General features: G+C 61.2%; 21 protein-coding genes and 1 riboswitch. Of the genes, 3 read left to right on the forward strand and 18 right to left on the reverse strand.

Going from position 1 to position 19,764, the window contains the following annotated elements:
- Positions 1 to 7 precede the first annotated feature (7 nt).
- From cobS to ACP26L_RS30545, 18 genes are all read right to left on the reverse strand, one after another.
- Positions 8 to 817, reverse strand: coding sequence for an adenosylcobinamide-GDP ribazoletransferase (gene cobS / locus ACP26L_RS30460; protein WP_426449189.1), 810 nt, complete (start codon positions 815 to 817; stop codon positions 8 to 10).
- Positions 796 to 1,797, reverse strand: coding sequence for an adenosylcobinamide-phosphate synthase CbiB (cbiB, locus tag ACP26L_RS30465; RefSeq protein WP_426455159.1), 1,002 nt, complete (start codon positions 1,795 to 1,797; stop codon positions 796 to 798). Before cbiB ends, cobS begins: the two co-directional genes overlap by 22 nt.
- A 78-nt stretch (positions 1,798 to 1,875) precedes the next feature.
- The gene (gene cobU / locus ACP26L_RS30470) at positions 1,876 to 2,451 is read right to left on the reverse strand and encodes a bifunctional adenosylcobinamide kinase/adenosylcobinamide-phosphate guanylyltransferase (RefSeq protein WP_426449191.1); all 576 of its coding nucleotides are present in this window, start codon (positions 2,449 to 2,451) and stop codon (positions 1,876 to 1,878) included.
- Positions 2,448 to 3,527 (reverse strand): nicotinate-nucleotide--dimethylbenzimidazole phosphoribosyltransferase, encoded by a 1,080-nt coding sequence (cobT, locus tag ACP26L_RS30475; RefSeq protein ID WP_426449193.1) that lies wholly within the window; start codon positions 3,525 to 3,527, stop codon positions 2,448 to 2,450. The genes cobU and cobT overlap by 4 nt, the downstream gene beginning before the upstream one ends.
- Positions 3,524 to 4,315 carry an ABC transporter ATP-binding protein gene (locus ACP26L_RS30480; RefSeq protein WP_426449195.1) on the reverse strand — a complete coding sequence of 264 codons (792 nt, stop codon included), beginning with the start codon at positions 4,313 to 4,315 and terminating at the stop codon, positions 3,524 to 3,526. The genes cobT and ACP26L_RS30480 overlap by 4 nt, the downstream gene beginning before the upstream one ends.
- 130 nt (positions 4,316 to 4,445) lie before the next feature.
- Positions 4,446 to 5,486: a FecCD family ABC transporter permease gene (locus ACP26L_RS30485; protein WP_426449197.1), complete on the reverse strand. Its 1,041-nt coding sequence runs from the start codon at positions 5,484 to 5,486 to the stop codon at positions 4,446 to 4,448.
- Position 5,487: 1 nt separating this feature from the next.
- Positions 5,488 to 6,498, reverse strand: a complete 1,011-nt coding sequence (locus ACP26L_RS30490) for an ABC transporter substrate-binding protein (protein ID WP_426449199.1) — start codon at positions 6,496 to 6,498, stop codon at positions 5,488 to 5,490.
- 193 nt (positions 6,499 to 6,691) lie between these two features.
- A riboswitch (cobalamin riboswitch) is annotated at positions 6,692 to 6,915 on the reverse strand.
- 38 nt (positions 6,916 to 6,953) lie between these two features.
- Positions 6,954 to 7,475 carry a hypothetical protein gene (locus tag ACP26L_RS30495; RefSeq protein ID WP_426449201.1) on the reverse strand — a complete coding sequence of 174 codons (522 nt, stop codon included), beginning with the start codon at positions 7,473 to 7,475 and terminating at the stop codon, positions 6,954 to 6,956.
- Positions 7,476 to 7,594: 119 nt separating this feature from the next.
- Complete coding sequence (locus ACP26L_RS30500) at positions 7,595 to 7,864, reverse strand: aspartyl-phosphate phosphatase Spo0E family protein (protein WP_426449203.1); 270 nt, start codon at positions 7,862 to 7,864, stop codon at positions 7,595 to 7,597.
- Positions 7,865 to 7,996: 132 nt separating this feature from the next.
- Positions 7,997 to 9,199 carry an aminotransferase class I/II-fold pyridoxal phosphate-dependent enzyme gene (locus tag ACP26L_RS30505; RefSeq protein WP_426449205.1) on the reverse strand — a complete coding sequence of 401 codons (1,203 nt, stop codon included), beginning with the start codon at positions 9,197 to 9,199 and terminating at the stop codon, positions 7,997 to 7,999.
- 14 nt (positions 9,200 to 9,213) lie between these two features.
- Positions 9,214 to 9,705 (reverse strand): Lrp/AsnC family transcriptional regulator, encoded by a 492-nt coding sequence (locus tag ACP26L_RS30510; protein WP_426449207.1) that lies wholly within the window; start codon positions 9,703 to 9,705, stop codon positions 9,214 to 9,216.
- A gap of 250 nt (positions 9,706 to 9,955) precedes the next feature.
- On the reverse strand, positions 9,956 to 10,252 hold the full coding sequence (locus tag ACP26L_RS30515) for a hypothetical protein (protein ID WP_426449208.1): 297 nt from the start codon (positions 10,250 to 10,252) through the stop codon (positions 9,956 to 9,958).
- Positions 10,253 to 10,493: 241 nt separating this feature from the next.
- On the reverse strand, positions 10,494 to 11,423 hold the full coding sequence (cysK, locus tag ACP26L_RS30520; RefSeq protein ID WP_426449210.1) for a cysteine synthase A: 930 nt from the start codon (positions 11,421 to 11,423) through the stop codon (positions 10,494 to 10,496).
- 182 nt (positions 11,424 to 11,605) lie between these two features.
- On the reverse strand, positions 11,606 to 12,895 hold the full coding sequence (locus ACP26L_RS30525; protein ID WP_426455160.1) for an MFS transporter: 1,290 nt from the start codon (positions 12,893 to 12,895) through the stop codon (positions 11,606 to 11,608).
- A gap of 201 nt (positions 12,896 to 13,096) precedes the next feature.
- Positions 13,097 to 13,588, reverse strand: a complete 492-nt coding sequence (locus ACP26L_RS30530) for a hypothetical protein (RefSeq protein ID WP_426449212.1) — start codon at positions 13,586 to 13,588, stop codon at positions 13,097 to 13,099.
- A gap of 178 nt (positions 13,589 to 13,766) precedes the next feature.
- On the reverse strand, positions 13,767 to 14,186 hold the full coding sequence (locus tag ACP26L_RS30535; RefSeq protein ID WP_426449214.1) for a DUF350 domain-containing protein: 420 nt from the start codon (positions 14,184 to 14,186) through the stop codon (positions 13,767 to 13,769).
- Between the two features lie 109 nt (positions 14,187 to 14,295).
- Complete coding sequence (locus ACP26L_RS30540) at positions 14,296 to 14,973, reverse strand: PspA/IM30 family protein (RefSeq protein ID WP_426449216.1); 678 nt, start codon at positions 14,971 to 14,973, stop codon at positions 14,296 to 14,298.
- A 185-nt stretch (positions 14,974 to 15,158) separates the two neighbouring features.
- On the reverse strand, positions 15,159 to 17,543 hold the full coding sequence (locus tag ACP26L_RS30545) for an endonuclease MutS2 (RefSeq protein WP_426449218.1): 2,385 nt from the start codon (positions 17,541 to 17,543) through the stop codon (positions 15,159 to 15,161).
- Positions 17,544 to 17,766: 223 nt separating this feature from the next.
- On the opposite strand from ACP26L_RS30545, the gene ACP26L_RS30550 reads away from it, so the two are divergent.
- The 3 genes from ACP26L_RS30550 (at position 17,767) to ACP26L_RS30560 (ending at position 19,675) form a co-directional block, all read left to right on the forward strand.
- The gene (locus ACP26L_RS30550; protein ID WP_426449220.1) at positions 17,767 to 18,123 is read left to right on the forward strand and encodes a phage holin family protein; all 357 of its coding nucleotides are present in this window, start codon (positions 17,767 to 17,769) and stop codon (positions 18,121 to 18,123) included.
- 264 nt (positions 18,124 to 18,387) lie between these two features.
- Positions 18,388 to 18,765 (forward strand): cupredoxin domain-containing protein, encoded by a 378-nt coding sequence (locus ACP26L_RS30555; RefSeq protein WP_426449222.1) that lies wholly within the window; start codon positions 18,388 to 18,390, stop codon positions 18,763 to 18,765.
- 178 nt (positions 18,766 to 18,943) lie between these two features.
- Positions 18,944 to 19,675: an SDR family NAD(P)-dependent oxidoreductase gene (locus ACP26L_RS30560; RefSeq protein ID WP_426449224.1), complete on the forward strand. Its 732-nt coding sequence runs from the start codon at positions 18,944 to 18,946 to the stop codon at positions 19,673 to 19,675.
- Positions 19,676 to 19,764 lie beyond the last annotated feature (89 nt).

Consider the following 19,764-nt stretch of genomic DNA (forward strand, 5'->3'; position numbering starts at 1 on the left):
TCGCCTCCTAAAAGCCTGTCATGCCGACCCATACAGCCAGCAGCAGCGTCTCTACCCCTTCATTGATCGCGCCATACGTATCGCCGGTCAGCCCGCCCAGCTTGCGGTGCAGATAGGCGCCCATAAGGGCGCAACCTGCGGCAGCCGCAGCAGGCAGAAGTGCCAATACCGTCATCAGTGCGGCCCCTCCGCCGCCTGCCCCCCAGAGCCACCAGCCCGCAGCCGCCGTCAGTACCGCAGCCAGCCCGGCGGCGCCCGCCAGGTGGCGGAAGCCGAGTCCGTCGAACAGGCTGCCCATGCCGCCGCCCTGCTCCTTCCGGGCATACGGCCAGCAGATCAGGGCTGCAGCCATCATGCAGCGGCTCCACAGCAGCACCAGAGGCAGCAGCGCCATCCCCCCGCCCCGCTCCAGCAGCGAGGCCAGAAACGACCACTTTAGGAGCAGCACCAGCACACAGACGACCACGCCCATCGCGCCGACCCGGCTGTCCTTCATGATCTCGAGCATCCGTTCCCGGGAGCGGTGGCTGAGCACCCCGTCCGCCGTGTCCATCAGCCCGTCGAGGTGAAGCGCGCCGGTAAGTGCAGCCCACAGGGCCAGCAGCACCGCAGCGGCCGGCAGTGGGGGCAGTACGGCCTGCAGCGCCGCCCCCGCTCCCCAGAGGATCGCGCCGAGCACTGCACCGACCAGCGGATAGAAGACGACGCTGCGGCGGAACAGTCCTCCGCTGTAATCGAGCGTGACGGGAACCGGCAGCCTCGACAAAAATTGAAAAGCGGCCGCAGCCGCCCCTCCTATCCCGCGTATGTAATCCAAAGCAGTGCGCACAGCAATCCCCCCGCCGCCAGATAGCTTACTTTATATAAAAGCCCGACCGTGCGCAGAATGTCTCCACGCTCCCGGGTCCGCAGCGGCCAGCCCATCCGGGCCCGCTCGCTCGTCCGGCCGTGGTACACGTTGACCCCGCCGAGCTCGATACCGAGCGCTCCGGCTACGGCCGATTCGGGAATGCCGCTGTTCGGGCTCGGATGCAGCCGGGCGAAGATCCGGACGGCCTTCGCCGCACGTGCTGCGGACAGCCCCGGTGTCAGCCAGGCTGACACCACCAGCAGCCCGCCCGTCAACCGGGCGGGGAGCCAGTTCAGCACATCGTCCCACCGGGCCGACGCCCAGCCGAAGTGCAGGTACTTGTCGTTCTTGTACCCGACCATCGAATCGAGCGTATTCGACGCCCGGTACAGCATCGCCAGCGGAGCTCCGCCGAGCAGCGCGAATACCAGCGGCGAGACGAACGCGTCGACGATATTCTCCGCCACCGTCTCCACGGTTGCCCGCGTAATCTCGGGCTCCTCCAGCCGGGTTGTGTCCCGGCCGACGATATAACCCACGTACTTGCGGGCCTCCTCCAGGCTGCCCGAGCGGAGCGGCCGGTAGACAAGCATCGCGGCGTCCTTCAGGCCTTTGACGGCGATCGTCGTAGAGATGAACCAGCCCGACGCTGCATAGCCGAGCAAGGGGTGAATGCTCTCCGCCGCCCGGCAGATCGCCCACACCGCACCGTAGGCCGCCGCGATCGTGATCAGCGTAAGCGCCAGCCCGCGCAAGCGGAGCGTCAGCAGGTCCCCCCCGGCCTCTCCCGGCGTCCGGTACAGCCCCCGCTCCAGCAGGCGGATCAGCCGGCCGATCCAGACGACCGGATGCGTCAGCCACTTCCACTGCGGATCCCCGATCACCCAGTCGATGACAATCGCAGCCAGGGCGACCGCCAATATTTCCTGCAAACCGTATGGAAGCACGTGTAATCCCCATCTTTCTTGTCCGTTGACTCCCCGGGCCGGATCCCTAAGCAGCCGGCTGCCCGGCCTCTCCGCCAATCACTCGGGGTAAGCCAGCGCCTTGAGCTCCAGCGGAATCCCCGAGGTCACGAGGAATACCTGGTCCGCCGCCTGGGCCAGCCGCTGGTTCATCCGCCCCGAGAGGTCGCGGAAGACCCGGCCAAGCTTATATTCCGGCACGAGGCCGTACCCCACCTCATTGGTGACGAGAATCACGGGCCGCCCGGCCCGCTCGAACTCCCGCGCCAGCTCCTCGATCTTCTCCTCGAGGAGGCGCTGCGCGTCCGGCTCCTGCTCCAAGCGCAGCAGCCAGTTCGACAGCCACAGAGTCAGGCAGTCGACCAGCACAACCGGCTCGCGCGCCTCCTGCAGCACACCACTGAGCCCGTAAGGCTCCTCCACCGTCGTCCACGGGAAGGACTGCTCCTCCCGGCTCCGCCGGTGCAGCGCAATGCGCTCGCGCATCTCGTCATCGTACGCCTGCGACGTAGCGATGTAGAGCCCCCTCGCGCCCAGCCGTGCCGCATGGCGCTCCGCGAAGCCGCTCTTGCCGCTGCGCGCGCCTCCGGTGACGAGCACCCGCAGCGGGCGTACCGCTTCCCCCGCCCCGCTCATGCCCCGGCCGGCGTCTCCCCGGCCGCCTGCGACACGCCGGCCGACCCGAAGGTCGCCATCTCGCGCATGAGCTTCAGGGAAGCCTCCACCAGCGGGAACGCCAGCACCGCGCCGGTGCCTTCGCCAAGCCGCATATCCAGCTGGAGCATCGGCTTCAGGCCGAGCTCCTGCAGCAGCCGGGCATGGCCCAGCTCCTCCGAGAGGTGCGAGGCGATCATATAGCCCCGGCTCAGCGGTGCCAGCCGGGCGGCGATCAGTGCAGCCGCCGAAGAGATGAAGCCGTCGATCACAACCGGCATGCGCCGGGATGCGGCGCCGAGAATGACACCTGCAAGCCCGGCGATCTCCAGGCCGCCGACCTTTGCGAGCACATCGAGCGGATCGGCCGGATCCGGCCGGTTCACGGCGATCGCCCGGCGGATAACCTCCTGTTTATGCTGTAGACGGGCACTGTCGATGCCCGTGCCCCGGCCTGTGACCGCCGCCGGCTCTTCGCCGGTCAGCACGCTGAGCAGCGCGCTGCTCGCCGTCGTGTTGCCGATGCCCATCTCGCCGGTCGCCAGCAGGCCGAAGCCTTCATCCGCCAGTCCGAAGGCGATCCCCATGCCAATGCGCACCGCCTCGACGGCTTCCTCCCGCGTCATCGCAGGGCCCTGGGCCATGTTGGCCGTCCCCCACCGCACCTTGTGCGAGCGGAGCAGCGGATGGGACAGCTCCGCATTCACGCCGATGTCGACGCAGACGACTTCGGCGCCGGTCTGGCGCGCCAGCACGTTCACAGCCGCTCCGCCTCCGAGGAAGTTCAGCACCATCTGCGGCGTAACCTCGGCCGGGAAGGCGCTGACCCCTTCCTCACAGACGCCGTGGTCGGCCGCCATGACCACGACCGCCTTACGTCCGAGCTCCGGCAGGGCCTCTCCTCGGATACCCGCCAGCTGCTGCGCGACAGCCTCCAGCCGTCCCAGGCTGCCCGGAGGCTTCGTCAGCTCGTCCAGCCGCTGGGCGGCGCCGGCCATCGCTCCTTCATCCAGCGGCCGAATCGCCGCCAGCACATTCTCCAGTTCTCCTCTACTCATCTGCGCCATCCTTCCCTTCCAAGCAGTATTTGCGGCACCCCGCCGTCCGGATGCGGCAGCACGTAAGGTCTCGTACCGTAGACCTGTTCGAGCCCCTCCGGCTGCAGCACTTCCTCCGGTGTACCGATCCCCCGAATCCGGCCCTCGTGAAGCAGCAAGAGCCGGTCGCAGAACATGGAAGCAAGATTGAGGTCGTGCAGTACGGAGACGACAGTCATGCCGCACTCTTCCTTCCAACGGTCGATCCGCTCGAGCATCTCCAGCTGATAACCGATATCCAGGAAGGTCGTCGGCTCGTCGAGCAGCAGCAGCTTCGGCTCCTGGGCCAGGGCCCGTCCGAGCGCCACCCGCTGCCGTTCTCCGCCGCTGAGCGCATCGACCGTACGCTCCTGCAGCTCCTCGAGCTTCAGCCAGGAGAGAATCCGCTCCACCAGAGCGGACCGGTCTTCCTTCTCATCCCCGAGCCAGTTCTGGTAAGGATAGCGTCCCATCTCCACGATCTCCCTGACCGTGAAGCCCAGGGGAGGAAGCGCATCCTGCGGAAGGACGGCCAGCAGCCGGGCCAGCTCCCTGCGGGAATAGCCCGCCAGCGGCCGCCCTTCGAGCTCGATGCCCCCCCGGTCCGGCGTCTCGACGCCCGAGAGCATATGCAGCAGCGTCGACTTGCCGCTGCCGTTCGGGCCCAGGATGCCGAGCCATTCCCCCGCGCGGACCTCCAGGTCGATCCCCTGGAGTACGGTTCGTGCCCCGAACGATTTGCCCAGCTCCTTGATCATCATCCCGGTCATGGCCGTCCCCCCTTCAACGTGTACTTGAACTTTGTTTCACTTCATTAACGATCTTCACCGGGACCATACATTCATTGAACTGTATTGCCGACTCAAATCTCTGCCCTGACCTCAGCTGCTGCACCGTCCGCTACTCCCTCACTGCCTGCTTGCGCCGGTAGAGCAGATAAGCGAAGAAGGGCGCCCCCATGAACGCCGTAACGACGCCGAGCGGAATCTCCGTCGGCGAGAGCAGAGTACGGGCCAGCGTATCGGCCCACAGCACGTAGACGGCCCCTCCGACAAGGGAGAGGGGAAGCAGCAGCCGATAATCCGGTCCAATCAGCAGACGAAGCAGATGCGGCACAAGCAGACCCACGAACGCCACCACCCCGGAGACGGAGACCGCCCCCGCCGTAAGCAGGGTGGAGGACGCCAGCACCACGAGCTTCGCCCGTTCCACCTCGACGCCGAGATGGGCGGCCGGCCGCTCGCCGAGGGCAAACAGATTCAGCGCACTGCCGTAAGCCAGCAGCACCGCCGCCCCCACGATGAGATAAGGCAGCAGGATCACCGAGTAGGACCATCCCCGCAGCGTCAGGCTGCCCATCATCCAGAACACGATCTCGTTGATCACCTGATCGGACATCGACACCATGAGCGATACGGCAGCGCCGAGGAACGACTGCATCACCACGCCGGCGAGCAGCACCGTTTCCATCCGCAGCCTGCCCCCGGTCCTGGCAAGCGCCAGCACCGCATAGAGCGTCAGACTCCCCGTTACAAACGCCACTGCCGGAATCGTCCACTCCCCCAACAGCGCATACTGCAGGCCGAACAAGATCAGGAATGCCGCCCCCACCGAGGCGCCCGAGGAGACGCCCAGCGTATAGGGATCCGCCAGCGGGTTGCGCAGTACGCCCTGGAACCCGGCCCCAGCAAGCGCGAGCGCCGCTCCCACCAGGCAGCCGAGCACCATCCGGGGCAGCCGCACCTTCCAGATGATCTGCTCATGCGCCGTCGTCCACGGAGTGGAGGCGCCCTCTGCCCCGCCCCCCGTCAGCCCGTGCAGCAGAATGCCCCATACATGGCGAAAAGGCACATGAACCGTGCCGATCGACATCGCTGCGGTCGCCGACAGCAGGAGGAAGAGCAGTGCCCCTCCCATCCACAGCGCGAGCCTCCGCTTCATTTTATTTCACCCGTTCCGGGTAAATGCCCTTGGCGATCTCAAGCAGCCCCTCGGTAATGCGCGGACCCGGACGGGACGTCGTATCCTTATCGACTCCTGCCAGCTTGTTATTCTTCACGGCATCTATCTTCTCCCAGCCGCTGCGGCCGCGGATGATCTCATCGAGCTTCTTGCCGGACTTGTCATCTATAAGATTCGCCGGATACAGAATCACCTGCGGATTATCCGCGATGACCTTCTCCTCGTTGATCTTCATGTAGCCCTTCTCCCCGGCGGCCACGTTAATCCCCCCCGAGAGCGTGATGAGCTCGTCCAGGAACTCGCCCGAGCCTACGGTCCAGCCCGGCGAGAATTCGATGAGCACCCGGCGCTTCTCCTCCGGCTTCAGATCCTTCACGGCCTGAACCACCTGCTCCCGCTCCCGCTTCATCTTCTCAACAACCTGCTGCGCCTGCTCCTGACGGTCGAAGATCTCCCCCATCGTCAGGATGTTCTTCATCACATCGTCGATGGTCTTTGGCTCCACCTTAAAAAGATTCACTTTCAGCTCGCGCAGCTTGTTCACCGTATCGCTCTTCATGGATACGCCGGTCATCACCACATCCGCTCCCGAGCCGATCAGCGCTTCTTCGTTCGGCTTCATGATGCTGCCGAGCTTCGGTTTCGACTTCGCTTCCGCCGGATAGTCGCAGAAGTCCGATACGCCGACCACCTGGTCCCCGAGTCCCAGCGCGAACAGAATCTCCGTTTCGCTGGGTGAGGTCGAAGCCACGCGCTCCGGCGCCTTCTCGAACGTAAACTCTTTCCCCGTCGCGTCCTTCACCTTCAGCGGATAGACTGTCCGCTTTGCAGCTGTGCCCTCGCTCGTGCCTGTACCGCTCTGCGCCTTAGGAGGTTCCGTCAGCTCTCCCTGGCCCGGTACGGGCGCTGCCGATTTGCCGCAGGCGGCCAGGGTTCCCGCCAGTGCCAGGCTCAGCACCGTTCCCATCCATTTTCTTCTCCACGCTTTCATCCGCCCACTCCCTATTCTCATCTTCTTCCGGGATTCTCCCCGGCAAGCCAACGCCAAAAAAGCCCTCTGCCGCGGAATCGCTTCCGAGCAGAGGGCAGTCCTTATCATCCCGCCGAGAGCCCCCCCGGCTGTCCACAGGGACGCAGGGTGCCGTCAAGGCAGGAGAAGGTCTGCCCTTTTTCCTCGAAAGGGCGACAACACCAAGGTCCGGGCAGGTTTCCTGACTGACGGGGCCGGCCGAAAAATAACGGACCGGCGGCGCTCCGCCTTCCCGTACGCCTTCCGGCGCGCAGTGGCTGCAGTGGAGCTTTCCCCGATGACAGTGGCGGGACCGTGCCGGATTCACACCGGCTTCCCTTTTAACCTGAGCGGCCTCTTATGGCTAGGCCCCCAGGCACCCGGACTGCGGACGGCCGCCGGAATCCGGCAGCCGCATCTTCATTTCAATTTTACATTTACTTCACGGCAATCTGCTTCATCACCTGCTTCGCCTTCTCCTTGTCCGGCGCATTCACCGGGATGAAGGCATACAGATCCATGCCGTTCAGGTTCAGCTCCTTGAACCAGGCCGACTCTTCCATCGGAATAACGTACAGGTGCTTCTCCTTCTTGCCGTTCTCTTCCAGTTCGAACACGCCGTTCGGAAAATCCTCCGGCTTCGCCACATCATCCAGGGGGATGAAGGCCTGCTGATTCTTCAGCGCCTCAAGCTGGTCGCCCGGCAGCACGTGAATCCCGTGATCTCCCGCTGCAATCTCCACGATCATCTTCTCCATACTGAAGACCGGTGTCGCCAGGACCTGAACGGTCGGCGCTGTTCCCAGCTTCGTTTGAAGCGATCCCTGCAGTTTCTCCGCAGCTTCGCTTGGAATCCCCTTCGATGACATCATGAAGATCGTCACATCCGCCTTCGGCCCTCCGCCGCATCCGGCCAGAATGATCACCAGCAGCAGCGTAAGCAGCCACTTCCTTCTCATGAACTTCCTGCTCCCTTCACATCCATCGGAACCTCGTTCTTCTATCATGCTATCTTATCATAAAGGGGCCGCGGCTTTCAAAGCTTTCCATGACCGCCAAACAGCAAAAAAGAAGCCGGTCATGACCGGCTTCTCCGAAATCCCTGCATATATTCGTTAATCTTAATATCCAGCTCCATGCTGATCTCGACTACGCGGGAGGATGTAAGGCTGTTTCCGCTTTGAACAAGCTGCTCCATCTCCTGCCTCAGCCGGTAGATATCATCTTCCAGAGTCGAAGTCGCAGAAACCCGTTTGCGTTTGCCAAAGATCCACTTGGACTTCTCTTCACTCTCGCGAATCCATCCGAGATTGAAGTTCTGCCGAAGCTGGTATTCCGGAAATGCCATTCCTTATCCCTCCCAACATTCTAGTATCTTAGTCCTTAGACGGATAGTTCCATAAATGATTAATATAGAGAATATCCATACTTCTAAGATACCAGTTATTGGGGAATTTGAAAATGACTTTTTTTGTCGAAATTAGAGATTTTTCATAAATTTTCCTATTCTATCGATCGCTTCAAGGAGCTGCGACACCGAATAAGCATAGGAACAGCGCACAAACCCTTCTCCGCCGATGCCGAAGACATGCCCGGGCACGACTGCGACCTTGGCCTCAAACAGGCAGCGCTCCGCAAATTCCGCCGACGTCAGCCCCGTAGATTCGATCGACGGGAAAGCGTAGAATGCCCCCTGCGGCTCATGGCACTGCAGCCCGATCTCACGGAATTTCTGGACAACAAGACGGCGCCGCTGGTTGTAGGATTCGACCATCCGGTCCTTCTCGTCCATCCCGTTCTTCAGCGCCTCCAGTGCGGCGACCTGCCCCATGGAAGGAGCGCACATAATCGTATATTGGTGAATCTTGGTCATGGCGGAGATGATATCCCGGTGGCCGCACGCATAGCCCATCCGCCAGCCAGTCATCGCAAAGGACTTGGAGAAGCCGCTGACCAGAATGGTGCGGTCGCGCATGCCCGGAATGGCGGCGAACGACACATGCTTCTGATCATAGGTCAGTTCGGCGTAGATTTCGTCGGATATCACGATGAGGTCGTGCTCTTCGACGATCTTGGCGATCGGCAGCCAATCCTCGTAGGTCATAATGCCCCCGGTCGGATTGCTCGGATAGCTCAGGATCAAGATCTTCGACCGCGGCGTGATCGCCTTCTTCAGGGAATCGGCTGTGAGCTTGAACTGGTCCTTCGCGAAGGTTTCAATTCCTACCGGCACGCCTCCGCTGATGGCGGTAATCGGGTTGTAAGATACGTAGCACGGCTCCGGAATGAGAATCTCGTCCCCTGGCGTGACCAGAGCGCGAAGAGCCAGGTCGATCGCTTCGCTGCCGCCCACCGTCACCAGCACTTCGTCGGAAGGCTCGTACGGAGTCTGGAACGATTCGTACAAATATTCGGCGATGGCTTCTCGCAGCTCCGGCAGACCGGAATTCGGCGTGTACTTGGTGTTGCCGCGCTCCAGAGAATACACGCAGGCTTCCCTGACGTGCCATGGCGTGCTGAAATCCGGCTCGCCTACGCCAAGCGAAATGATATCCTTCCGGCCGTTGGCAAGGTCAAAGAACTTCCGGATGCCTGATGGCGGAATATTACGCACAAGCGGGGCAAGATACCCGCTCATCGATTTGTTCTGGGGTTCCCCCGTTTGCTGTTTCTGCTCAATCATCGTTCCATCGTCCTTTACGGCGAGATTAACAGCCGGCGGTCATCTTCGTGATCTTCGAAGGTGATGCCGTCCTGTTTGTATTTTTTAAGAATAAAATGCGTCTTGGTCGACAGCACGCGGTCGATCGGCGACAGCTTGTTGGAGACGAAGGAGGCCACTTCCTTGAGCGTCTTGCCTTCGATCTCGACGAGCAGATCGTACGCGCCGGACATCAGATAAACGGATTTCACTTCGGGATATAAGTAAATGCGCTCCGCTATCGCGTCGAAGCCGCGGCCGCGCTCAGGTGTAATCTGCACTTCGATCAGCGCCGTGACCTTCTCATCGTCGACTTTGGCCCAATTGACAACCGTCGCATACTTGACGATGATATGCTCTTCCTCCAGCTCGCGAATCGCTTCCGCCACTTCCGCCTCAGGCGCGGCGAGCATGGTCGCGATCAGCGCCGGGCTGCGGCGCGCATCTTCTTTCAACAACTCGATGATCTTCATCTTGAACTGCTCCATGGCTTGGGATCCTCCTACGGCTTTCAGGTTGGTGCCGGGCCCAGGGGTCCGGCAAAAGATTATTCCTCCATATTACACCTACGCCGCACCTTTGGCAAAGCAAAAATAACCCTGCCCGCCCCATCCCGGGAATCCCCCGCAGGCCCGGGTTCAGATCCCGAGCCGGCTTCCCAGTCACGCAAAAAAGCAGCCCCTGAAACCCTCGGGTTTCAGGCGGCTGCTGCTATTCGAGTCTCTATGGGGCAAGGGGTCAGCGGCAGATGCGGCGGGCGGAGAGAAGCTTGCGCATGCTCGACTCGATCTCCCGCCCGGTGTAGCTCGGAAGCAGCGTGCATTCGAAGCCGCCGGCCTCTGCGCCGGCGCTGCTGTCCACGAGACGGCCGATCCCAATCAGCCTGCCGCTGTCGTAGGCGGCAATCACACGGCCGCCGCGGCCCGCTTCAGACTCCTGCAGGAGCGGCTGATCCCCCGCTTCGACAGCCAGGTCATCCATCAGCCGGCGCAGCTGCGCTTCTTCCGGCCGTTCGTTATGCAGTGCGATCTTCATCTACAAGTCCCTTCCTCTCTTAACGGTTCGTTCATAGTTTGATATTTATTATTATACGCAATAATGAATAAATATGCAAGCCTTGCCCGATGATTCATCCCCCTTGTGTTCAACCCCGGAAGCCCTTCACCCTATAAGCCGTTCATCACCCGAACCGACAGCCGCTTTCCTATGTCTATTCCGTGCGGCTTGCCTTAGTTCCCGCTAAATAAAGAAGCCTGCCCAAGGGCAGACTCTCCGATCAAAAGATATCCATGCTGAGATAACGTTCCCCTGTGTCCGGCGCAATGCACAGCACACGCTTCCCCGGGCCGAGCTTCCGTGCCACCTGCATTCCCGTCCACACGGCCGCACCGGCTGAGGGTCCCACGAGGATGCCCTCCTGCCGCGCCAGCTCCCTCGTCGTATGCAGCGCATCTTCGTCCGATACCTGAACGATCTCGTCGTAGACGTCCGTGTTCAAGATCGGCGGAACGAAGCCGGGGCTTGTGCCAACCAGCTTGTGGGGGCCGGGCTGCCCGCCCGAGAGAACGGGCGAGCCCTTCGGCTCCACCACATAGATCAGGGTGCCCGGCAGCTTCTCCCGCAGCACTTCACCGGTCCCCGTGATGGTGCCGCCCGTCCCGGAGGAGGCGACAAAGGCATCGAGCCGTCCTTCCATCTGCTCTATGATCTCGAGTGCCGTTGTCACCCGGTGAATATCCGGGTTCGCCGGATTCTCGAACTGCTGCGGGATGAAGGCGTTCGGGATCTCCGCCTGCAGCTCCTTGGCGCGGCGGATCGCCCCCGGCATCCGCTCGGCCGCCGGCGTCAGCACCACTTGTGCGCCGTAAGCCTTGAGCAGGTTAATCCTCTCCTTCGTCATGTTATCCGGCATGACGAGGATGGCCTTGTACCCCTTGGCCGCCGCGTTCATGGCGAGGCCTATGCCGGTATTCCCGCTGGTCGGCTCGATGATCGTCGCGCCGGGCAGCAGCCGTCCGTCTTTCTCCGCCTGGGCGATCAGATTGTACGCCGCCCGGTCCTTGACACTGCCGCTCGGATTGAAATACTCCAGCTTCACATACAGCTCCGCAGCCTCACTGCCGAGCAGCCGCGAGATGCGCACCGCCGGCGTATCCCCGATCAGCTCCGTAATGCTGTTCACCATTCTCCTGCTCTTCGTCCCCATGGCCTCTTAGCGCCTCCTCTATACCTAAGCCCGCCTGCCGGGCAGTCCAACCCCTGATGATGCTTCCCCCCTCATTGTAGTATTCCGCCCGGGATTGTCAAGCTGAGTCCTTGCGGATGGGCAGCCCAAAACGGACCGCCCTCCCTGACGGGGTGACGGTCCGTCTCCATCCACAGCAAGGCCTACGCAGCCTTCTTTGTTTTACCGGCCTTGCTCGCTTGACCTATCCAGTACCAAGCCAGCAGGGGGGTGCTGCCGAGGGCGAACAGCAGCCAATTGAGGGCGGCCGGTGACTGGGTCAGGCTCACGACGAGAATGAAGACGGCGGTGCCGAGCAGCCGTCCTCCGTTCAGGGCCAGCTCCCGCAGCACAATATACTCCTCCCTCCGCTTCGCGCTCTCCTCGTCGCTGCCGATCCGGTCGAACACGATGGACGTCATCGGAATCCCGTAGAGCGGGTAGAAGATCGCCGCCCCGATTCCGAAGATGAGGAGGGTGGTGAAGTTCACCCGCCAGAAGAAGGGCAGAATGATCAGCACGAGCATCACCGCCCCGATCAGCATCGCCGTGCGGCGGGAGCCCGGCTTGAGCAGCCGTCCCGCGGCAAGGAAGCTGAGCAGCGAGACGGCCGACGTCACCAGCGAGAAGTTTCCGAGGCTCATCTCGCTTCCCGTATGGACGAAAACGAGCAGGGCGATCATGAAGCCGAAGACGCCTTCGCGTGCCCCCTGGGCCATCAGCGCCAGGCCTATCGTCCTCCAGGCCGCATCGCTCCGCAGACAGCGCCAGGTCAAGAACCATTCATACGTTCCTGAGGATTTGCGCTTCTTGAGGAAGAACGACACGATGACGCCCACCAGGAACACGGCCAGGGATAGGGTGAAGATCAGCCGGTAGCCCTGCGCCGCCTGCAGGCGGACGATCAGGAAGCCCGAGATCCAGGGCGCAACCATCCCGATGAAGGAGCCGATCAGTCCCGCCCAGCCGTTGAATTTGTCCCGGGTGTCCGGGCCTGTCACCTCGAAATAGACGACGTTGAAGGCGATCCAGAAGAGGCCGGACGACATGCCGATGACCATGCCCAGCGGCACGAACCAATCGGCCGCCCGTTCACCGAACCAGAGGACTAGCGAATAGAACAGCGCGGCCACCGCCACGCCGGCCCGCAGGCAGTTCATTTTGTTATGCTCTTTGACCCACTTGCCGGCGATCCAGAACGTGAGGGCCATGGTCAGATGAGTCACCAGGGTGAACCAGCCGATGAGGGAGAAGTCCCCCTTGGATTTCCACAAGTAGACGTTGACGAACGTCCCCGACAGCGCGTTGGCGGCGGCGAACAGCCCGTTCACCGTCAGAAGGAGCTTCGCCTGCCCTTCCAGCGGCGCGCCGCGCCCCTTGCGATTCGGGGCTCCTCCCCCTGCGGGGCCGCCCTTCTCCGTACGGGCGACGCCCTGCCAGGCCGGATATTTCATCACGGCGGGAGTAGAGGGACTGCGTACCCATTCATGGGGAAAATGTTTCGAACCGGAATGCATGCTCTCACCTATGAATTGGAATGTGGTGCCTGTGTCTAGTTAAGCTTCCCTATCCCGCAAATTCCATGAGCCTTTCCGCCAAAATGGCCATAAAAAAAGAAACCGGCAGACGCAGATGCGCTCCGGTTCCTTCTTCATCTATGCTTTCGCGCTGCCCTTCAGCTGCTCGATCATCGCCAGCCGGTCCGCTTCGGAGAGATGCTGCTCGAGCTTGAAGCACGAAGGACAAGTATACAGGTCCATCGTGAACGACGAAGCGACCAGCGGCTTCGCCAGCACTTCGTGGATAAACGGTCGGAACCCCGCCGGCGCCGGCTGCGTGCCTACCTTGAGCATGAAGCTGCGGCACGATGAGCATTCGGGGGCGATCTCCTGCGTGTCGAGCACACTCTGTACGCCTTCCTCATAATCATCCATGGTTTCCGCCTCTTCGTCCAAGAGTCCGAAATCTTCATCTTCTTCATCATCGAACATGATATGCTGGCCGGTTCCTTTGACCTGGAGGTTGATGCTTCGGTACTCCCCAAGCTCATTGAAGCAGTGCGGACAGGATTCCTCCGGTCCGATTTCCGGATCCCAGACGATCTCCGTCTGGCACCACGGGCAGATCACGTCATTACTTTGCGACAATCGTCATTCCTCCTTGGACGGCTCCCACAGCCGCGGACGCATCATGACTGACTTCAGGCATGATTAATAAAATAGTATACGCCTACGCCGAAAAAAACAAGCGCAAGCGCTAACAATGAACCCCATAAATACTTCACCCGCCAAACTACCCTCCTTGCCTGCCCAGCAGGCCGATCCATTAGGTCACGCAGGCTCCGATGACATAAGACAGCGACACGGATATTATCATCGAGATCAGGCCCACGGCCCGGTTGTCATTCTTGATCTGCTCGTCGATCTTAAAGTAGGGCGTCAGGAATTCGAAGATAAAATAAGCCGCGAGCAGCAGCACGAATCCATAGCCGGCCCACACCAGTGAAGCCAGGATCGAGTCATTGTTCAGGATCGCAAAACGGAACAGGTTGCAGATCCCGAAGATCTTGCCGCCGGTCGCCATCGCCACCGCCACGTTCCCGTTCTTGATTTCGTCCCAGTCCTTGTACTTCGTAACCAGCTCGAATACCGCCAGGAACACGATCAGCGCCAAGACAGCCACCGAGAAATAAGCCAGCGTCTCGACATAAGGATTACCCATCATCCAATCCATTCGTTCGCTCATGGATGGTATCACCCGCCCTTTCGCCCCACGTTTGATCTTTCTGCCCGAACAGCCGAAGAGACTGAAGGAACGGACTCCTCCAGTCTCCGGTCTTTGGCCCCTGCCGCGCTTACGGCTGGTTCTTGGATGCGATCTTCGCCTTGAGGGCGGCTAATTCGTCCTCCACCCCGTCATCCTTGCCGAGCGCGCTGAGCTCGTCATCGAGAGAACGGTCCTTCGAGCGCAGCTCATTGCTTGCTTCGGCCTCAGCCTCCAGCTGCAGCACCTTCTCGCTCATGCGGTCGAAGCCCTTCGCCGCGTTATCGGTGCCAAAGCCCGACATCGCCTGATTAATCTGCTTCTGCGCCTTGGCCGCTTCCGCCCGGGCGATGAGCAGGTCCTTCTTGTTCTTCATCTTGCCGAACTCATCTTTCATCTCACCAAGCTGGGCACGGAGGCGGTCGGCGTTCCCCTTGGCCGTTTCGTACTGCTTCTTCATCTCGTCGAAGCGGGTCTGATGCTCCTTCTTATCCTGCAGCGCACGGCGTGCCAGGTCTTCGTTGCCCGACTCCAGCGCCTTGACCGCCTGCTGCTCGCGCTTCTGCACCATTTCCTCGGCTTCTTCATACTGGGCCTTGAACTTCTTCTCAATCGCAATCTGCTTCGCAACCGCAATTTCCGCTTCCTGAATATCCGCTTCCATATCCCGCAGGAACTGGTTCAGCATCTTAACCGGGTCTTCCGCCTTGTCGAGCATATCATTGATCGCAGCCATCGTCAGATCGCGAAACCTCTTGAAAATTCCCATATTCCTAAGCCCTCCCTGATTTGCAAGTTTTACTTGTATTAATCACTTTTGCGGGTCCAAGAAACAATAACGGGTGATCTGTGGTTCTATACGAGCAGGGACAGGTCATCGTTTCAAAAAAGGTGGCGAACCCCAGAAGGACGCTTTGTCTTCAGCAGCGGCCTTCGAACGATAGCCGAAAGGCCTTACTTCAGTTCCGCCACCGTAACACCGGCGCCGCCCTCGTTATAGTTGCCCATGCGGTAGCTCTTTACATGCTTATGCTTGCGCAGATATTCCTGGATGCCGGCGCGCAGGACACCGGTCCCTTTGCCGTGGATGATATAGACCTGGCCGAAGTTGGCGAGGTACGACTCGTCAAGGAACCGGTCCACCTCGATCATCGCCTCCTCCACATTCGCCCCGCGCAGATCGAGCTCCATCTTGGCGTTCTCATCCCGGGTACGCTTCAGCGAGGACGTCGCCTTAGGCGGCTCCGCCTTCTTCTGAGGCGCATGCTTGACGAGCTCGAGATCGGCCTTGTTCACCTTCATCTTCAGGATGCCGAGCTGCACGCTGACCTCCTGGGCGTTGACGACCTCCACCACATGGCCGCGCTGGCCGAGATTCGTGACGAGCACCTCGTCACCGGGCCCGATCGTGTCCGGCTTCTTCTTCGGCAGCTGGGATACCTGCTTCGAGCGCAGCTCCGGTGCGGCATCATTGAGCTTCTTCTTCAGCTCGCTGAGCTTGTGGTCCTTGACGCCGCCCGCTTCCTCCCGCTGCAGCCTCCGCAGCTCGGTGATCACTTCCTCGGCTTCCCGGCGCGCCTTGGCCACCGCTTCCCGGCCTTCGCGTTCGGCCTTCTCGAGCAGCTTATCGCGCTGCTCTTCGAATTTGCGCCGCTCGGCGTTCAGCTTCTCCCGAAGCGCCTCGACCTCGCGGCGGAGCTCCTGGGCCGTCACCCGCTCGGCCTCCGCCTGGATCGTGTTCTGCTCAAGTGTCGCGATCATCGACTCCACGCGCTGCTCTTCTTCGCCCACCTGGCCGCGGGCGTTCTCGATGATCGACCGCGACAGACCGAGACGCTCGGCGATCGCAAACGCATTGCTTCGTCCGGGCACGCCCACGAGCAGACGGTAGGTCGGCCGCAGCGTCTGCACGTCGAACTCCATGCTCGCGTTGATGACTCCCTGGCGATCGTAGGCGTAGGCCTTCAGCTCCGTATAGTGTGTCGTGGCCACGATGCGGCAGCCCATGCGGTGCATGTAGTCGAGGATGGAGATGGCGAGCGCCGAGCCTTCGGCCGGATCGGTTCCGGCCCCGAGCTCGTCAAGCAGCACCAGACTCTTCGGAGTCATCTCCCGGAGAATGCGGATGATGTTCGTCATGTGGCTCGAGAACGTACTGAGGTTCTGTTCGATGCTTTGCTCGTCTCCGATATCCGCATAGATCGCGTCGAAGACGCAGAGCTGGCTGCCTTCTTCCGCCGGAACGAACATCCCTGACATCGCCATCAGCGAGAGCAGGCCGATCGTCTTCAGGGATACCGTCTTGCCTCCTGTATTCGGACCGGTCACGATGATCGAAGAATACTTGCCTCCAAGCTCCACATCCAGCGGCACAACGTTCTCAGACGCGATCAGCGGATGTCGGCCGCGCTTCAGCTTAATGAAGCCGCGGTCGTTCAGAAGCGGAAGCGTGGCCTTCATCTCGCGGGCCAGCCCCGCCTTGGCGAAGATAAAATCGAGCTCGCCCAAGATCTCCACGTTCACCACGAGGGGGTCGGCCGCTTCAGCCACCAGGGCAGAGAGCATCCGGAGGATCTTTTCGACCTCAGCTTCTTCCCGCAGCTTCAGCTCACGCACGCGGTTGTTCATCTGCACGACCGCTTCCGGCTCGATGAACAGCGTCGCCCCCGAGGCCGACTGGTCGTGAATCATGCCGCCGAAGTGGCTCCGGTATTCCTGCTTGACCGGAATCACGTACCGGTCATTGCGGATGGTCACGAGATTATCCTGCAGCATCTTCTGGATCGACGGGGTCCGCACCATCTGCTCCAGCCGCTCGCGCGCCTTGGATTCGCTGCCGCGCAGCTCCGAACGGATGCGCGCCAGCTCCGGGCTGGCCGAATCGACCACATGCGCGTTCTCGTCGATACATAGGCGGATGCGGTCCTCCAGCGCCTTATGATCGGTCATCGGCTCCGTCGTCTCGACGAGCAGAGGCACCGGATAGTCTTCGTGCACGCTCTCGAGGAACCGCTGCAGACGGCGTCCTCCCTGGCTCGTCAGCGAGATATCAAGCAGCTCCGCAGGGTTCAGCATCCCGCCGATGCGGGCGCGGTGCAGCGCAGGCCGGATGTCGCGGATGCCTCCGAACGGGGCGCCGCCCTTGAGCCGGTCCACATTGACCGCTTCGTCGGTCGCCTGCAGGCGGCGCTTCACTTCCTCGAAGGCGCCGCTTGGCTCCAGCTCTTCCACCCGGCTCTTGCCGAGCGAGGTATTGGCATGCGCCGCGCACCGCTGAAGCACGGCGTGGAAATCAAGCGTGGCCAGTATTTTTTGACTATATGATGAGTTCGTGTTCATTGGTTGTGTATGGTCCTGCCTTTCCACTGTTTGGAGACGTTCATACGCAGTCAACGCCTGAAGGAAATCCCTCCATTTATTATATCCAACCCGCGGAAGTAAAGCTAATGGATTCCCCAAGGTTTGCCATGTTACCCCGGATCAGATCGGGGAATCATACATCTGTGCACCCTTTGCCAAGGTTGACAAATACGCCGCAAGGAAGCCAAGGAGGAGTAGAACGATGCATTTGCTGGGTCATCTCGTCAGATTTATCGTTTCCGCCTTCATGCTGCTGGTCGTAAGCTGGATTGTCCCCGGCTTCTCCGTCGGCGGATTCTGGAGTGCCTTCTTCCTCGCACTGGTAATCGCTGTTGCCGCCTGGGTGATCGAAGGCATCTTCGGACGCAAAATCACGCCGTTCGGCCGCGGGATCGTCGGCTTCATTACGAGTGCGCTCATTATCTGGGGCGCCCAGTTCATCGTAGGCGGCATGTCGACAAGCATCATCGGTGCCATCCTGGCAGCCCTCGTCATCGGGATTATCGACCTGTTCATCCCGGTGAAGACTCCGTTCGAGCACAGCGGCTCGCAGCATTAAGGAGCGGGCAGCCCAAAGAATCAGCCGCCGAAACTGCAGCGGCTGGTTTTTTTGTATGTGAGGGGAGGGGCATGTTCGGGTACGCGCCTATCTGGGCACGCGAACTCTTCCGTCCGGCGGTTCTTCGCCGCCCCTTGTCAAACAATATTCAGCAGAGTGTCACCGGTCCGACACAGCCACAGCCCCCGAAAAAGAGTATGGTGAGGAGGTACGGCATATACCGTTTATTTCCACATCAGTCCATACAAAGGGGTGTACTTTCCGATGAAAAAAATAATGACGATGGCAGCGGCCGCAGGCATGCTGCTCGTATTCTCCGCCTGCGGCGCTAAGCCGGCCGCCACTCCGGAAGCGGCTCCCGCAGCCGCATCCGGCTCAGGCCAGCAGGTTCAATTGGTAGCCACGAATTATAAATTCGACAAAACGGAATATAAGGTGAAGGCCGGCGAAGAAGTCACCTTCTCGCTGCAGAACAAAGAAGGGCTGCACGCCGTCACGATCAACGGGCTGAAAGTCGAGCTCAGCAACCAGAAGAAAACAGCGACCATCAAACCCGACAAACCAGGCAGCTACGACATCATCTGCTCCCAGCCGTGCGGTCCCGGCCATGCGATGATGACGGCCAAATTGATCGTCGAATAAGCCCTATGCTCTTGACTGCGCAAATCATATATTCCGCTGATCTTCAGCGTCGTTAGACAGTCCGGCCGCCTTTCCTAATCTTTTCTTATGCCTTCCATCAAAAATCGTGATTTCACGGTCCCGCCCTGTTCTGATACGATAGGAACATGACAAATAGACGTAAAAGGCGGTAGGAATCATGGGGAATGAACGAAAATGGGACGGCTGGACGGTCATCGTCACGGGAGCCGGCTCGGGTCTCGGCCGGGCCGCTGCCCTCGGTCTTGCTGCGGAAGGCGCAAACGTCGTGCTCTGCGGCCGGCGTGCAGGCAAAGTCGAAGCGGCCGCTGCGGAAATCCGCGAAGCGGGCGGCAGCGCCCTTGCCCTGCGGGCCGATATCAGCCGGGAGGAGGACGTGCGGCGAATCGTCGCGGCTGCTCTGGAGACGTTCGGCCGGATCGACGCTCTGATCAACAACGCCGCCGTGTTCGAAGCGGGCCGTGTCGCCGACACCACACTGGCCGAGTGGAACGAGCAGATTGCGGTGAACCTGACGGGCGCGTTCCTGATGACCCGTGAGGTGATCCCGGTGATGCGCCGGCAGGGGGGCGGCCGGATCGTCAGCATCACCTCGTCGCTTGCGGCCAACGGGGCCGGCGGCTTTGCGGCCTATGCCGCTTCCAAGGCCGGGCTGGAGTCGCTGACCCGCACGACCGCAGAAGAAGAGAGCGGCTCCCGGATTATCGCCAACCTCTACGATCCCGGCACCATCAAGACCGAGATGCATGCCACAGGCCGGGACCCCTTCCAGGTCGCTCACGAGATTGTGGCCCTGGCCGCACCGGACGGCAGCCGCTTCTCCTCACGGCTCGTGCTGGCCGGCGGGTCACACGGCGAGCGGGCCACCCGCTACCGCATCGAGCGGGCGTGAAGCCGTACCGCTCAACGACGAACACCTCCGACTACACGGACTGCAGAGGTCCGGTAGGCGGAGGTGTTTTTTGGCTCCTGGCTGCAGAC

This window comes from Paenibacillus sp. S-38 (genome assembly GCF_049942825.1).
GTDB lineage: Bacteria > Bacillota > Bacilli > Paenibacillales > NBRC-103111 > Paenibacillus_G.

What these genes read in the sequence shown, in the direction of transcription:
- cobU (WP_426449191.1), bottom strand. Translation starts at nt 2,451, where the DNA reads ATGAGCGGGGCGGGGGAAGCGGTACGCCCGCTGCGGGTGCTCGTCACC.
- cobT (WP_426449193.1), bottom strand. Translation starts at nt 3,527, where the DNA reads ATGAGTAGAGGAGAACTGGAGAATGTGCTGGCGGCGATTCGGCCGCTG.
- ACP26L_RS30480 (WP_426449195.1), bottom strand. Translation starts at nt 4,315, where the DNA reads ATGACCGGGATGATGATCAAGGAGCTGGGCAAATCGTTCGGGGCACGA.
- ACP26L_RS30485 (WP_426449197.1), bottom strand. Translation starts at nt 5,486, where the DNA reads ATGAAGCGGAGGCTCGCGCTGTGGATGGGAGGGGCACTGCTCTTCCTC.
- ACP26L_RS30490 (WP_426449199.1), bottom strand. Translation starts at nt 6,498, where the DNA reads ATGAAAGCGTGGAGAAGAAAATGGATGGGAACGGTGCTGAGCCTGGCA.
- ACP26L_RS30495 (WP_426449201.1), bottom strand. Translation starts at nt 7,475, where the DNA reads ATGAGAAGGAAGTGGCTGCTTACGCTGCTGCTGGTGATCATTCTGGCC.
- ACP26L_RS30500 (WP_426449203.1), bottom strand. Translation starts at nt 7,864, where the DNA reads ATGGCATTTCCGGAATACCAGCTTCGGCAGAACTTCAATCTCGGATGG.
- ACP26L_RS30505 (WP_426449205.1), bottom strand. Translation starts at nt 9,199, where the DNA reads ATGATTGAGCAGAAACAGCAAACGGGGGAACCCCAGAACAAATCGATG.
- ACP26L_RS30510 (WP_426449207.1), bottom strand. Translation starts at nt 9,705, where the DNA reads ATGGAGCAGTTCAAGATGAAGATCATCGAGTTGTTGAAAGAAGATGCG.
- ACP26L_RS30515 (WP_426449208.1), bottom strand. Translation starts at nt 10,252, where the DNA reads ATGAAGATCGCACTGCATAACGAACGGCCGGAAGAAGCGCAGCTGCGC.
- cysK (WP_426449210.1), bottom strand. Translation starts at nt 11,423, where the DNA reads ATGGGGACGAAGAGCAGGAGAATGGTGAACAGCATTACGGAGCTGATC.
- ACP26L_RS30525 (WP_426455160.1), bottom strand. Translation starts at nt 12,895, where the DNA reads ATGAAATATCCGGCCTGGCAGGGCGTCGCCCGTACGGAGAAGGGCGGC.
- ACP26L_RS30535 (WP_426449214.1), bottom strand. Translation starts at nt 14,186, where the DNA reads ATGAGCGAACGAATGGATTGGATGATGGGTAATCCTTATGTCGAGACG.
- ACP26L_RS30540 (WP_426449216.1), bottom strand. Translation starts at nt 14,973, where the DNA reads ATGGGAATTTTCAAGAGGTTTCGCGATCTGACGATGGCTGCGATCAAT.
- ACP26L_RS30545 (WP_426449218.1), bottom strand. Translation starts at nt 17,543, where the DNA reads ATGAACACGAACTCATCATATAGTCAAAAAATACTGGCCACGCTTGAT.
- ACP26L_RS30550 (WP_426449220.1), top strand. Translation starts at nt 17,767, where the DNA reads ATGCATTTGCTGGGTCATCTCGTCAGATTTATCGTTTCCGCCTTCATG.
- ACP26L_RS30555 (WP_426449222.1), top strand. Translation starts at nt 18,388, where the DNA reads ATGAAAAAAATAATGACGATGGCAGCGGCCGCAGGCATGCTGCTCGTA.
- ACP26L_RS30560 (WP_426449224.1), top strand. Translation starts at nt 18,944, where the DNA reads ATGGGGAATGAACGAAAATGGGACGGCTGGACGGTCATCGTCACGGGA.